Raw genomic sequence first — 13,645 nt, 5'->3', positions numbered from 1 at the left:
CTTCTACTTGGGGGAATATTCCAGATCTGATATATGCCAAAACTCACATCTGTATTTTATAAATGATGGCTGTTTAAGCTACCGCAAGCCTTTACTAAATATCCATGAGTAAAAGAGCTCTTGTTGAGGCTTGATATATTCGTAATCAGACAGTGTTGTTGCATGATCAATAAGTTCTATTGCCTCAAGCATAACTTGTTGTGGTGTTTTATCGTTAATATCGATTTCAAATTCATTGATGAGTAAGGGCCTGGTTGGGATTTTTAAATACATATTTTCAAGAAGTTCAACATCGACAAGTCCACCAGTTTCGCGATTAACCAGTTGGTTTAAATTCTGTTCATAGTTACTACATACAAGCTTTAAGGTTATATAGTTAAATCCTTTGAAAACCTCTGGGATATCTCTTGTTCTTAAATCGTCAAAATCTAATCCAATGATATTTTTGTATCCCAACGTATTAAAATTTTTAAGAAGCGCAACTGTATTTGACCAACAGGTTTCTTCTTCAAACGCCCCAGTGATCTCTGTCTCGCCATCAAGGGTTAAAAATTCAGGAATCATATTTTGTTCAATATAAACACTCTTGTAGTGTGTAAATAGTTGTTTAGCTAGAGTTGTTTTACCTACACCGCTTGGTCCGATAATAAAAATAAAGTCTCTCATGTAATTGTTCACCACGATTATTGGTATGGATGTTAGTTTGATTTTTTTGTAAGAAGTATTTCCAATGGTTGTGTGTCAAGTATTAAGCATCCTGCATCTTTGTATCCTAGTTTTCTATAAAAATGTTGGGCTTCCTCATCAGCCTGAGTGGATGTCATAATCAGATTGTAGCCCTTTTGCTTCATTTGTTCTTCCCAGAAGAGGAGAGCTTGCGTTCCTAGCCCCTTGGCTCGATATGGTTCATCGATCCAAATCATGTTTAAGAAAGGGATGTTGTCCCAAAAGTAGCCATACCTCATCCATCCGATATTCTTTTCATCCTGATTCCGTAGAATATATATCTCATTTTCCTTTATTTTTGTCAGTATTAAGCTCTCAGAAATATGCTGATCACGGTTTCGGATGTATTCATAGTCTGAGTCAGTTGCATAGACGATCCTCAACTTTATTCCTCCTATATGCCACACTAAAATCTAATGATATTTTAACAAAACCCAATTAAACACAAACAATAAAGAACGTTTTTAATTAAACTCTACTGTCCGTTTACCTAGAATACGTTAGAGATATCAATCTTGAGGAATTTAGCAAATTCATTTATAATCCGAAGCTAACTAGCAAAAAGCCGCATTGCAACAATCAAGATACGGATTCCAAGACATGCTCAACCTAATCGGGGAGATTTGGTAACAACCTACAAGATATTGAATCTGTTGGTTCTGAACAAAATTATGCAGTTACGCTCCAAGCAGAAGATCGGAATGTAAGACCGGGTACGCATGTTTACACAGTCACAGCAGAAAATCGTACAGCAAATACAAGAGCTGATGTTGTCGGTCCTATATCGTTTAGTGGAATAGCCGTAAAAACGAGAACCTAAAAACCACTTACATTAATAACATCTCTAGTTGTCTCATTTTCGTTGCCAAGGAACTGTACTTCATGCTTATATGAAAAAAGGCTGCATGAAAAGCCACTTCGTCATGAAGTGGCTTTTTTTTAAGACTGATGGGGACTATCCTTGTTTTTTTCTGCCGAATAAACGTCTATCAATAAATAACGCAAAGATCACAGCGAGCATACTAAGTAAAACAGGTATACCAAACGCTTCAAGGGAGAAAGGCTTACCTTCCAGCTTCAGGTGGTCTGTGGCACGATATTCAAGACGTTTCGCGGCAAATTTCGCAGTTTGAACATCTTCCTGTTTAGCCAAATCCTCAAATGCAGGATCCATCGCAAATCGCTCTGACATATCACGGTGTAGGAATAGTAACTCTGCACTATTGCCGCTGTTATTCCATTGCTTAATGTCCTCGGCCGCTTTAGTCTCAGCATCTGAACCAACGACAATCATTTTAGAGAGATTAGATACGTTTTGTGTCTGATAACGTGCGACTAGATTCAGGCCATGCTTCGTTACAATGGGTTCATTTTTACTGGATACCGTAAGTGTTCTTGTCGTCCCGGAAGCACCGTATGTATCAAATGCAGCCGACAAATCGAGTTCATCCGCGCCATTGTACAAGAGTACACCTGCTTTAGGTTTGTTCCATTGAAAAGCATTATTTAGTACGTATGTAATATCGCTAATTCCGGCATTAAAGGGTTTTACATTTGGATCTATAACGTAGTTATAAGAAGGATAGTTCATATTTTCTGCTATCTTTTTTGCAGCCGCATCACCCAACTGCTGCGAGATAACGTATAGAGTAGCATCAATTCCTGAGGTCAGACCCGCGGAAGATATGATATTTCCTTGCGGCACATAACGTTGATCCTTAATCCACTGAATGTCCGGGTATTTTTTAATCAGGCGGTTAATATCTCCCCAATGTGTAGTGGCTGATTTACTCTTTAATAATCCGGTATCGGCCAGGTTTTCTGCTCCGTTACAAATAGAGAGTAATATCGTATGGTTGTTCGAATGCTTTTGAATCCATTCACGAACGGGTGCATACTTTGTATCGTTCAGAATCGGCATAAAAGGAATGACGATAATATCCGGACTTTTACCTAACATCGTATCCATCTCGCTGAATGAATAATGCGGGATAACATCCAGCCCCCCGGTAAGCGATTTGATTTTACGATCTGGAGCAACACCATACACATTGTAAGCTTCTGTCATCGCAAACATCTCGTAAGGAACGAGGAAGTCGAATACCTCTGTCACTTCGTTCGCCAGTAGCACTGCCACTGTTGGTTTACTGATGTCATATGGGGGTGTTTGTACATCCGCTAATGAAGGCGGGGTTTTATCGTAAAGTGACATCCCGGAATTCATTGTATGGATAAATCCGATAGCTCCTGTTCCTCCCATGATTAATATAAAGACGATTAGAAAGAGGGTGATGCGTAATACGGTTTTCATTTGATTTTCTCCTCAGCGGCAAATTATCTAGCCAGTAAAATATAACAAGCGGGGCGGGATTTATCATCAGCCTTGAGGGTGGAGTGGAGCTGGACCTAATGAGGGGAAGGGGCTAGCCTTAAGTCTGTGCTGTTCTTTTCACAAGACTCTTTTGGGCTATTGAGATCTTCTTATTGTGAAAATAGTTTGAATTCAAATAAAACACTGCAAATGACGGGTAGTCTATTTTGCAGTGTGATCAAGATTTACTTCATATATTTTATGCGGCCAAACAACTCAATTGTGCTATAGGCTACGGGGGATTCCAGCTACACAAAGACCAATATTCTTTTTGTTTAATTATGTATAATATAGGAGGATTAAATATAGCTCATAAAGGGGTATGAAATGAAGAAAAAATGGATTCTATTTTTAGCAACTACAATTAGCGTAACAACGGCGCTGTCTGCAGCTGTTCCTGTTTCAAATGCTGGTGCTGAATCGGTGAAAGCGACAACGAGTTATTCCAATGCTGTCTATTACGGGGAAACGAAAAACGATCTGCCGAATGGAAAAGGAAAATTAGAATGGAGTGACAAAAAGTGGTATTCGGGCGAATTCGTACAAGGCAAACGCTCAGGTACTGGAAAGTATTATAACGAATACATAGGTGAATATGGAAGAACATATCGGCTTGTCTATAATGGGGACTGGAAGAATGACCGGATGAACGGCTCAGGCACGCTGACTGAAAAAATCACCGAAGCGTCCGGAGAAGTGATTCAAAATAGTATTACAACGGGCGAATTTGTTAACGATGTTTGGAAAAGCGGTTATAAGGTTAGACATGCTGTGGCAGATCCTGATTTCGAATTTATTTACAAGGGGAACGAGACGACGATATCCATCTGGGATACCAATGGAAGTCTTTTAGAACATTGGAAAGAAGGCAAGCTATTCCGTGTGCAATATCAAAAAGGATCTGTGTATAAAGAATATTGGATTTTTCCAACAGAAACAGCTAAAGAAGAAAAAACAAAGCAAGCCTCTATCAGATATTTGCAAAGCATTACTTCCCAGGTCGCTCCGTACCTGAAGAAGTTTGAGCAATTTGCCAAGCAAGTGCCTCTTAAATGAAAAGCAAGTCCAAAAAGCCCGCATTCCCTGCGGGCTTTTCTATTTTTATAAAACCAATATTTTTCCCCTCGAATAATCGATTTTTCGCTGTACGAGGTCCAATCGATCCAGTTATGAGGTCTTAGAGGGTGATTTCATAGTACTAGAACGAATAGTATATCGTTTTACCCTGAATAAAATTCATGCACAAAGGTGCAAAAATGATCTTACTTGGTGACTTTTGCTTCTTCATAGAGGAGGCAGCGAAGCGTCTTATCCGGGTAGCGCAACTCTGCAGTATAGCTGCTGCCGTCTTCGAGTAACATTTTGACGTCAACCATACCGCGACTATCATTTTTGTCGGTATCTACCAGGTAGGCCATAGTGATTTTTCGGGTCTCTCCTTGCTTGTCAGTTACTATTTTCGTAGCCTCGTGAATCCATGTCGCATCCTTTTGGATAGCCTTGGCAGCTTCAGCACTAATCGGGGTTCTTTTTAGAGTGAAATTAGCGGCTGTCGTGTCCACTACCGTCCGGGTAGTATAATCAATGATTACGTTATATTGCCAGAAATCTTTACCCTGTGCTCTTAAGGTGTCCGCTTTATAAGGAGCAAATGTAATTAGCCAGGATTTTTTATTTAATATCACGGCATCATTTAAATTAGCATATACTTCTAATTTGGAGACATCAGCACCAAATAGCTTTTTTACACTTGTAGCGGCGAGGGCGACGGCATCAGCCTGAACCAAATCTTTGGAATCCAGCGGTGTTACAATGTTCCGTTTGGATAGACCATAGTTTAGCCGATAGTACCAGTCCGTAGTTTCCAAGAGCTCCTCGTCAGTCAATGGTCGATTCGGATAATGGATCCTGTTATTGTCCAAGTCCCAATAATACTCCGATTGTCCCGGCTTTAACGGAAGGGACTGCTTGGGGCGGAGACCCTCATACAAATACTGGTCTTGCAATATTAGCCTCCGATTCGCTTCTTCCTCGGTCATCTCTCTGTTGGAGGTAAGCTCGTTATCGGGCTTGTCCGCAAAATTATAAATTTGCTGAAATTCTTCTTGGGTCATCAGCTGCTCCAACTCTTTGTTCACGTCGGAGACCGTAGTCTTTGCTGTTTCTGCCTCTACCTTTAATACAGGCGTCTTGCTGCTGGTCAAGGTCTGCTTGCCCGTATCCTGCACGACAGGAATACTCTTGGCAACGCTGGTATTCACAAATCCTGGGACAATCATTGCGCTGACCACCAAAACGCTACCAGAGAACAAAAGCACTGTAAGTGTAGTTGCAATCTTCTTGTTGTTCATTAACTTAACCTCCATAGGGATTGGATGATGAATCTACCTAACCTTAATCCAAAGATGTTATAGAGTAGGAGGGCAGTTGTTATGAAGTTGTAAAAAGATACGTACGCAAGTCCCCTTGCCAAGGTTAGAGTCTAATGTTAACCTGGCCTGATGTGCTTCGGCAATTTGCCGGCATAAGGATAATCCCAGGCCAGCGCCGCCGTATTCGCGTGAACGCGCCTGATCTCCCCGGTAGAACGGTTCAAATACGCGTTTAGCCTGTTCTGCCGAGAGTCCGGCACCCGTATCGCGGATTTCCAGCACGGCTTCTCCGTTCAGCTCATAGGCCAGCATATAGATCTCGCTACCTCGCTTGGAGGCATGAATCGCATTTTCAATGAGATTGACTAAAAAAGAAGCCAGCAAATCTTCGTCTCCCCAAACAGTAGCGATCTTATGTTGAACAAGAAGTCGTATGTCTGCACTCGCTAATTTGGGGTGTTCCGTGTGTTGGACAGTTTGAAACAGTTCCGGAATGTCCACCTGCCGGGGTGTCAGCGGTTGATGCCGGAGGACAGACAAATCCAGCAGCTTAAAGGCCAGGTTCTTGAGACGGAGAGTTTCGCTAAGAATATAGTCGCCCGCAGTTTGCTGTTCTTCCTGTCCAATGTTGGCCGTGGTCAGAAACTCGGCGAATCCCTGCATGCTGGTCAACGGTGTACGCAATTCATGGGCCAAATTATCTACCATCCGCTGTTTCTCTTCAGCCATGTCCGAGAGTTCGGTGACCCGCTGCTCCACAGCCTCTGCCATCCGGTTGAAGTTCAAGGCCAGTTCGCCAAATTCATCCTTACTGTGCAGCTCTACCCGTTTCGTATAGTCACCTTCGGCGATCGTTTTGCTGGTCTCTGAGAGGAGCTTCAGAGGCTTACTTAGCTGCCGGATCAGCAGATAAAGCAGTAGCAGTAGAACTGGACCCGCAATCAGGTTAATCATTACAAAAAAGCGGTTCAGCTCCTGTTGCTTGGCGAAGAGCTCGCTGATTTCACGCTGATAGACAAGCCGCAAATGCTGGTAAGGAGCAGGAAGCGGGGTGGAGAGCTGAATAGACCGAGCGTCTAAGGCTTCAGTCTCGCTGCCGTTTCCCGAGCTTTGCGCTGTGAAGTTTTCATTCTGGGGAGGATAAATCATCCCGTCGCTATCCCAGAGCTGCAAATAGATTCCTTGCTTATGATAATAATCGCCATAGGATTGAGCCACGCTGGCCAGTAGAATAGGAGTCAATGGGTTACCCCGCGCCTGAATAGAATTAAGGTTCTCATAAATATTATTGGCAATTAACAATTGATCACTGGAGGCTCTCTGTGTCTCACTATCTATATTGAGCTGCCAGCTTTTTTTCATCACCATAATCACACTTACATCCAGGGTGATGATGAAGAGGGGAAGTACCGACAGTAGAATTTTATGCCAGAATCTCATGATTAACTCTGAACTTCCAGGCGGTAGCCTAGTTTGAAAATGGTTTTGATCCGTTCTTCCCAGCCCAGTTTTTTGCGTAGCTGCCGGATGTGGACATCCACGGTGCGGGTGTCGCCCTCAAAATCATAACCCCAGGCCAATTCCAGGAGCTTTTCCCTCGATAATGCAATATTCCGGTTACGGATTAACACCTCAAGCAGTTCGAATTCCCTGACAGTCAAGTCAACTGGCGTCTGATTCACCAAAACCTGCCGTTCCAGGTAACGCACCTCAACGTCATCGCAAATGAAGCTGGAGGTGCCTTTTTCCCCTCTACGCAGCGCTACATTGATTCTTGCCAGCAATTCAAGGATTTCAAATGGCTTGATGATATAATCATCCGCGCCCAGCTCGAAGCCTTTGATGCGGTCAGCCAAAGAATTTTTGGCGGTGATCAAAATCACTGGAATCTGCAAATGTGCAATCCGCCCCATAACCTCAAAACCATCCAGCTCTGGAAGCATAACATCGAGCAGAATCAAATCGATTTTCTCACGCTCCAGAATTTCAAAAACCTCCGGTCCACGGTAGGCCTTGCTATATGTATGTCCAACCAGCTTCAGATTCATTGTAATTAAATCACTGATTGCTCGTTCATCTTCTACTACCAATAGATTTGCCATTCCGTATTTCTCCTCCTGATCCCTTACTGACTAAGTGCTTCTTCCCGTTATACACTATATACAACTAGAGGAAGGATTGTCCAGAAAATTGGGAGTTTCATCAGGCGGTGTTACCTATTAGAATAGAAAAGAATATTAAAGAGAGAGGGGCATAAGTCTATCAATAGTATAATCAGCCAGGTATGGCCGGAGTGGAATGGGGAGCTGCGCAAACAGCCAGGGGGCTGGAACAATACAACTTATATTGTGGAAAAGGAAGGACGGTGCGCAGTGCTGCGTATTTATAATACGCACAGGGACAGACACAAAATCGAATTTGAGCATGAAGTGCTGCAAAAGCTGGCAACCATGAGTTTGCCTTTTAAAGTACCTTCACCAATCCTTACCTCCGCAGGGGAGTCTTTGGTTCAGTTAGAAGATTACAATGACAAATTTGCTTGTCTGTGCACATATATCGAAGGAGATTCGCCCTCAGAGGGGAATTTTGACTTTTATGAATCGTTTGGTGAAGCGGCAGGAGTGTTGTCTGTAGTCCTAGCGGATGTAAATCCGGAACTTCCTGCGGCGTATCTTCCATATTATGAGCTGGGTCAGTCCTATCCGCTATGTACCAGGGGAACGATCCGGGAATTATACTTGAATCCTCCAGAATCCTTCATAGATCTCGCCGAGGAACTGAAGATTCTCAGTGACACCGTGGACAACATTGAGGATTCACTGTGGAAACTGAAGAGACTGCCGCATCAGTTGGTGCATGGGGATCTGAATGCTTCTAATTTGCTAGTGGAGGCCACCGCTCCCTGGCAAGTGGCTGGGTTGCTTGATTTTGAATTTTGTACATACGACGTGCGGGCAATGGAACCTGCAGTTATCCTATCTGGACTACTGGGCAATGCGGAGAAAGATGTTGTGATCCGGGATTTTTGGCGGGGATATAGCCGCCAGGTTCGTCTCTCTATTGATGAAATCCAGGCCATTCCAATGCTGATATTGCTGAGAAAAATGGATGTATTCCTCCATTTTCTTACCCGCTATCTGGAAGGGACCGATGAAGCTGACGTCCTGCGTGAACATGTGAAGAGGTTGTCTGTAGAGGTGCCACGGTTGGCAGGAGACGCTGCTTGGCTTCAGGGGATTTTAATGGAGAATTTAGCGAGCGGAAGAGAGTGATAGGAAAGTTACGAAGAGAGTTAATACAAAAGTGAATCCACCGCCAGAGGTGTGTGCCTCACCATTCGGTGGATTCACGTACTAACCTTTTGAAGAATGCTCTTTTTTATTAGGTCAGCGGACCAATATTTTGCCTTCGCCAGCCAGCTTACGAAGTACCCCCGGAAGACGATCACGGTCAGATTCAGGGATGTCCAGTTGGATACCGTAATGAAAACTGCCGTCCTGTTCCTTATTCCACTTCATTGTACCTTCTATGTACGTAGGTTCTACTGTGAGGTCTATCTCCATGCCAACGCGCACTAGATTGTTTTCCAGATTTATATTAATGGGGAGCGATAGGTGACAGCCGGAACGACTGATGTCAAACAGTACAGCTCTTACAGGCTTGGAAGGAACCGGGAGCCCGTTAATAGCAAGGATATGAAGATCAAATGTAAAAGGTTCCTTAAGGGTATAGCGAAAAGGTTCGGTTCTACGATTAGTGTTCATATTCTCCTCCATACTTTTCCATGTGTATTCTAAATTTATCGACATGAAGGCGTGATAAGTGAAGAGTTGGTATTTAAGGTTGACATATGTTTACTTGCCGTGTAGCATATGAAAAGTCGTCATGTTGATGATAACCGCATATTTGTTCTCGTATAACTCCGCATTCAGGAAATGCTACAAGGGCGGAGGTTTCTACAGGAAGCCTATTCTTCCTAACTACGATGATAAGGAATTGCTTCAGTTCCCTTATTACGAAGTTAGGTTTATTTGCGTTATGTCAACGGTTTGAAATATTGTGGAGGTGCAAGATGAAAGATTTGAAGTACTTAATATCCGTCCTAGTGGGGGCTATGAGCTACGGTATATTATCAACAATTGTTGTGTTGGCTTACGATAAGGGATACCAGTTGGGTGAAGTGGTCGGCACGCAGTTAGTGACGGGCTGCATACTTGCCTGGCTGTTAGCACTTTACACAAAGGTTAGAGAGAAGCGTACACAGGGCAGACAAGGTACAGTGGGTGGTAGCTCAGCTGTAGTTAGAAGTAGATTATCTTGGAAAAATAGAATAGTGCTGATGCTGGCTGGAGCGCCAACGGTCGTAACCGGTCTGATGTACTATCAATCCCTGCGTTACATCCCGGCTTCACTCGCGATCATTCTATTGTTTCAGTTCACTTGGATCAGCGTGCTGATTCAAGCGGTCAGCAAACGCAAATGGCCTGATAAGGTCACCCTGCTAACCTTGCTATTGCTGTTCGGAGGAACGCTGCTTGCAGCGGGAATTATGGATCAGGGCGAAGCTCGTTTCAATGTCCTGGGTCTTACACTTGGGCTTCTGTCTGCAGTAAGTTATTCTATGTTTATTATTTTTAGTGGTAAAGCTGTTCCTGACGTTCATCCAGCGTACCGAAGCGCGTGGATGGTTACCGGAGGAATGCTGCTGCTATTCATTTTATTCCCGCCATACTTCCTGTTTAACGGGTTGCTATGGAGTCAGTTACTGCTATTTGGTTTCTTGCTTGGTTTGTTCGGAGCGTTTATCCCACCTGTGTTATTTGCGATAGGTGTTCCTCATATCGGAGGCGGCATGGCGGGAATTCTCGGTGCTGCCGAGCTGCCGGTTGCCGTATTGTTGTCCTCATTCGTGCTTCATGAGCAAGTCAGCGGACTTCAATGGGTCGGGGTTATCGTAGTGCTGCTGGGTGTTGTGCTTCCTGAGCTAAGCAAGTTACGCTTGAATAGCGTTGACGCAAAAAAAGTATAATCCATCCTTATTCGCTTAAACGCTATGTCCTCGGCATATCGCTGCAGACAACGGTTGCTGAAGTGCTGTGTTTGGGGATAAGGCGGAGGTACGAGGCGTAAGTCCGGCCCGGAGCTCTCTCGCCTGGCTGCTATCCAAATTGGTTGTTACTTCCGTAATCGTTGGTGCCAAACGCCTTGAGCAATTGGAGGTTAATATGGCCGCTGCGGAAAAGGAGCTTACCCTTGAAGAATTCCAGCAGCTTGACGAAGTCAGCGCTCTGACGCCGGAATAGTAAAACCAAGAAGACGATATAGTTGTTCAAAAAAACGGCGCATTCCCTCCAAACAAGGGAGAATGCGCCGTAATTTCTTTACGGGACAATATTTAAGGGGCTTCCTTTTTTTTGGTTGTGTTGAACCAAAGTGAAAGGGGGCTATTGATGATTATTTTGGTGAGTACAGTGAATTTGTCCATCGCTCTTGATTTCCTTCAACACTGCGTATTCATTACCCCAATCACACATTGTATTTAGAACGGGTACAAAAGATTGCCCCAGCTCTGTGAGACTGTACTCTACTTTTGGTGGAATCTCCTGAAAGATTTCTCTTTTCACAAGTCCGTCTTTCTCCAACTGCCGCAATTGATCTGTTAATACTTTTTGTGTGATCCCAGGTATCAGCGCATAAAACTCTTTGGTTCGAACTGAATTTCGACTCAAAAAGAAAAGGATTAAGCACTTCCATTTTCCACCCACAATATTCATAAAAACATTTATCCCTGTATTAAAATGGATCAAATCCCGTTCCTCCTCAGATAGGCACTTAAAGGTGGCTTACCCACAATTTTGTGCGTTATTTTCCTGTTTAGTATTAACTACTATAATTTGAAAAGTAATATAAATAAAGATGGGAGTGAACAACATGAGTGTTAAAAGTATTCTGGAGCATAGAAATTCAGTCCGACATTATGACACGAGCTATAAAATCAGCCCGGACATGCTGGTTTCATTGATTGAAAGTGCAGGCAAATCACCGAATGGGAATAATATCCAGTCGGTAAGGTATCTAATTATAGATGATCCCCAAATCCAAAAATCTCTATTGCCCATCGCTTTCAATCAACAACAAGTAGCAGACGCCTCAGCTTTAATTGTGATGCTAGGTGATTATAAAGCGTTCCAAGCAGAGAATATTGTACAGATCCATGAGGAAGGTTTTCAATCCGGTTATTTCGATGAAACTTTAAGAGACTTTCTAGCACAGGCTGCAATTGATTATTATGCAGTTAAATCAGACGAGGAACTTCGGATGGAATTAACCAGAGATGTAAGTCTTGCCGCAATGTCATTAGTCTTGCTGGCAAAGGAAGCTGGACTTGATACGGTGATGATGTCCGGTTATGATTCCAAGCAGTTAAAAGCAGCTTTAAATATTTCCGAAAGATATCTTGATGTAATGCTTATCGCTATCGGAAAAGGGATTAAAGCTGGGCATCGAACGGTGAGACATGATGTCCATAAAGTAATCTATAGAAATAAACTAACTTAAAGAGACGCACATTGAAAAAAGAGAGCCGAACGGCTCTCTTAGTATTGTGGAGATTGAAATGTTTCTCCCGAAATCCTCGCTAGATTTATTGCTCCTCGGAAGTTGAATTAGTCTGAGGATACTGAGATGCAATAAACTCATGAATGATTTGACGGAAGTATTCGTGATTATCATAGCTGTTGTACATGCGGAAGGCCAAGGTTTGGGAGTTTCCGAAAAATAAGCGTTCAAACTGGGTTTGCCGGCCGCCGAATGCTCCCGCTCCCAGTTCCCAAGCAAGCCGGAATAAGGCATTTCGATACCAGGCATCCGAGACATTACCCTTCAAATACTGACTGAGGTACGAACCGGCACTTGAAATGAAGTCGGATTCGGAGGGGATCATGATGAGACCGCTTGAACTGAACTTTTGGACCATTTCAACCATCTCTGGATAAAACTCTGAAAAGTGAATGGTTGAAGCCAGAAGTGGACCTTTATCTGGAATGAGATATCCAAATTTGTCTGGGGATGCCCCTATTTCAGAAGCCAATCTTAATGCTTTGAATGTTTCTAAAAAAGTTATTGTTCTTGAAATCTGCTGAAAATTGTAGGGCTCAAGGACAGAATTTTGTTCTTCCGCCAATGATTCTAGTACACCCAGAAAAAATTCGGTCTTTGCAATATAACGGGTGATAATTTGATGAGCCATATGTGTATGAAAGTGACTTTCGTCGAACAATCGTGCACCATACGCTTCATCTCCGTAATAAAATATACGATCATGAGGAACCAGCACACGGTCAAATACAACAAGCGTATCCATTTCTTCATACCTTGAACTTAGCGGATGGTCGTAGAGGGATGAGGCTGCGTAGCTTTCACGGCAAAAAAATGTCATTCCAGGCAGGTCATTGGGTACTGCAAAGGCAAATGCGAATGGGTTATCATCATCCACAAATGATGGTGAAGGCGTCGGAAATACAAGCATTTCATCGCATGTAGCACCTTGTGTTGCCATCATAAAAGCTCCTGTTACAGTCATCCCTTCATCATTGATCTCTACAACTTTCGCAGCGATAGAATCCTCTGTAGCATCGATCTGACCGGATATTTTGCTTGCTTGAGGCTGGATGAATGCATGGGATAAGGTAATGTCCTGATCTCGGCAGTAGGCGTAGTACTTCCTGAGGTTCTCAGCATATTTAGGATTTAGGTCTTCGAGAATATCGGCAGCTGTAAACAAAGACATGATGGCCGTGTTCATATAATCGGGGGAACGTCCTAAAAATCCATGATGCTTGCCTGACCAGAGTTCAATCATTTTTCTCCGGCGTTGTAAGTCTTCAGCATTTTTGGGAGGGAGAAAAGAGAGACCGACAGGCTCTCCTGTTTCTGGTGAAGGATAGGTCATCTGCGCTAAATATTGCTCATCACACTGCATGTTGTACATTTCGGCTTGAGTTTGTATGAGGCCTTGAAATGCGGGGTGCTTCGATAAAGGGCCTTCGATCTGCACTCCTTTATACCAGATATTAATGTTTTGCCGGTCGATTCGTTCGATGTATTGATCACCCGTTTTAATGGGCACACGTCTTCACCTCTTTGGAGAGCGTCTTTTGCTAAAAAAGCTGTGTTA

14 protein-coding genes are annotated in these 13,645 nt (G+C 43.3%); 5 read left to right on the top strand and 9 right to left on the bottom strand.

From position 1 onward, the window contains the following. Window positions 1–78 precede the first annotated feature (78 nt). The 3 genes from ACFVU8_RS07185 to ACFVU8_RS07175 form a co-directional block, all read right to left on the bottom strand. Complete coding sequence (locus ACFVU8_RS07185) at window positions 79–666, bottom strand: hypothetical protein (RefSeq protein ID WP_387426538.1); 588 nt, start codon at window positions 664–666, stop codon at window positions 79–81. A 32-nt stretch (window positions 667–698) separates the two neighbouring features. Continuing rightward, on the bottom strand, window positions 699–1,109 hold the full coding sequence (locus ACFVU8_RS07180) for a GNAT family N-acetyltransferase (RefSeq protein WP_387426536.1): 411 nt from the start codon (window positions 1,107–1,109) through the stop codon (window positions 699–701). Between the two features lie 572 nt (window positions 1,110–1,681). Then, entirely contained in the window at window positions 1,682–3,037 is a 1,356-nt protein-coding gene (locus tag ACFVU8_RS07175) for a DJ-1/PfpI family protein (RefSeq protein ID WP_387426535.1), read from the bottom strand. Between the two features lie 387 nt (window positions 3,038–3,424). Between ACFVU8_RS07175 and ACFVU8_RS07170 the strand changes: the two genes are divergently transcribed. After that, a complete protein-coding gene (locus tag ACFVU8_RS07170) occupies window positions 3,425–4,153 on the top strand; it encodes an MORN repeat-containing protein (RefSeq protein ID WP_387426533.1) in 729 nt (242 codons plus the stop codon). Between the two features lie 206 nt (window positions 4,154–4,359). Here the strand turns inward: ACFVU8_RS07170 and ACFVU8_RS07165 are convergent, their stop codons facing one another. The 3 genes from ACFVU8_RS07165 to ACFVU8_RS07155 are packed head-to-tail and all read right to left on the bottom strand — an operon-like array spanning window position 4,360 to window position 7,571. Continuing rightward, entirely contained in the window at window positions 4,360–5,448 is a 1,089-nt protein-coding gene (locus tag ACFVU8_RS07165; protein ID WP_387426531.1) for a hypothetical protein, read from the bottom strand. Window positions 5,449–5,505: 57 nt separating this feature from the next. Beyond that, window positions 5,506–6,909, bottom strand: coding sequence for a HAMP domain-containing sensor histidine kinase (locus tag ACFVU8_RS07160; protein WP_387426529.1), 1,404 nt, complete (start codon window positions 6,907–6,909; stop codon window positions 5,506–5,508). 2 nt (window positions 6,910–6,911) lie between these two features. Continuing rightward, window positions 6,912–7,571 (bottom strand): response regulator transcription factor, encoded by a 660-nt coding sequence (locus ACFVU8_RS07155; protein ID WP_387426527.1) that lies wholly within the window; start codon window positions 7,569–7,571, stop codon window positions 6,912–6,914. A 132-nt stretch (window positions 7,572–7,703) separates the two neighbouring features. On the opposite strand from ACFVU8_RS07155, the gene ACFVU8_RS07150 reads away from it, so the two are divergent. Then, the gene (locus ACFVU8_RS07150) at window positions 7,704–8,741 is read left to right on the top strand and encodes a phosphotransferase (protein ID WP_387427224.1); all 1,038 of its coding nucleotides are present in this window, start codon (window positions 7,704–7,706) and stop codon (window positions 8,739–8,741) included. Between the two features lie 114 nt (window positions 8,742–8,855). Here ACFVU8_RS07150 and ACFVU8_RS07145 read toward each other — a convergent pair whose 3' ends face one another. Next, complete coding sequence (locus ACFVU8_RS07145; RefSeq protein ID WP_387426526.1) at window positions 8,856–9,233, bottom strand: PilZ domain-containing protein; 378 nt, start codon at window positions 9,231–9,233, stop codon at window positions 8,856–8,858. Window positions 9,234–9,541: 308 nt separating this feature from the next. On the opposite strand from ACFVU8_RS07145, the gene ACFVU8_RS07140 reads away from it, so the two are divergent. Beyond that, window positions 9,542–10,498 (top strand): EamA family transporter, encoded by a 957-nt coding sequence (locus ACFVU8_RS07140; RefSeq protein WP_387426525.1) that lies wholly within the window; start codon window positions 9,542–9,544, stop codon window positions 10,496–10,498. A 67-nt stretch (window positions 10,499–10,565) separates the two neighbouring features. Next, on the top strand, window positions 10,566–10,772 hold the full coding sequence (locus ACFVU8_RS07135; RefSeq protein ID WP_387426523.1) for an aldo/keto reductase: 207 nt from the start codon (window positions 10,566–10,568) through the stop codon (window positions 10,770–10,772). A gap of 141 nt (window positions 10,773–10,913) precedes the next feature. On the opposite strand, the gene ACFVU8_RS07130 is transcribed toward ACFVU8_RS07135, so the two are convergent. Then, window positions 10,914–11,276, bottom strand: coding sequence for a winged helix-turn-helix transcriptional regulator (locus ACFVU8_RS07130; protein ID WP_379466034.1), 363 nt, complete (start codon window positions 11,274–11,276; stop codon window positions 10,914–10,916). Window positions 11,277–11,400: 124 nt separating this feature from the next. Here ACFVU8_RS07130 and ACFVU8_RS07125 point away from each other — a divergent pair, with 124 nt between their 5' ends. Beyond that, window positions 11,401–12,027: a nitroreductase family protein gene (locus ACFVU8_RS07125; protein WP_387426522.1), complete on the top strand. Its 627-nt coding sequence runs from the start codon at window positions 11,401–11,403 to the stop codon at window positions 12,025–12,027. Window positions 12,028–12,112: 85 nt separating this feature from the next. On the opposite strand, the gene ACFVU8_RS07120 is transcribed toward ACFVU8_RS07125, so the two are convergent. After that, a complete protein-coding gene (locus ACFVU8_RS07120; RefSeq protein WP_387426520.1) occupies window positions 12,113–13,597 on the bottom strand; it encodes a 4-hydroxyphenylacetate 3-hydroxylase family protein in 1,485 nt (494 codons plus the stop codon). Between the last annotated feature and the right edge of the window lie 48 nt (window positions 13,598–13,645).

The organism is Paenibacillus sp. NPDC058177 (assembly GCF_042883835.1).
GTDB lineage: Bacteria > Bacillota > Bacilli > Paenibacillales > Paenibacillaceae > Paenibacillus_AQ > Paenibacillus_AQ agri.
This window is presented reverse-complemented; position numbering and strand designations above follow the sequence as displayed.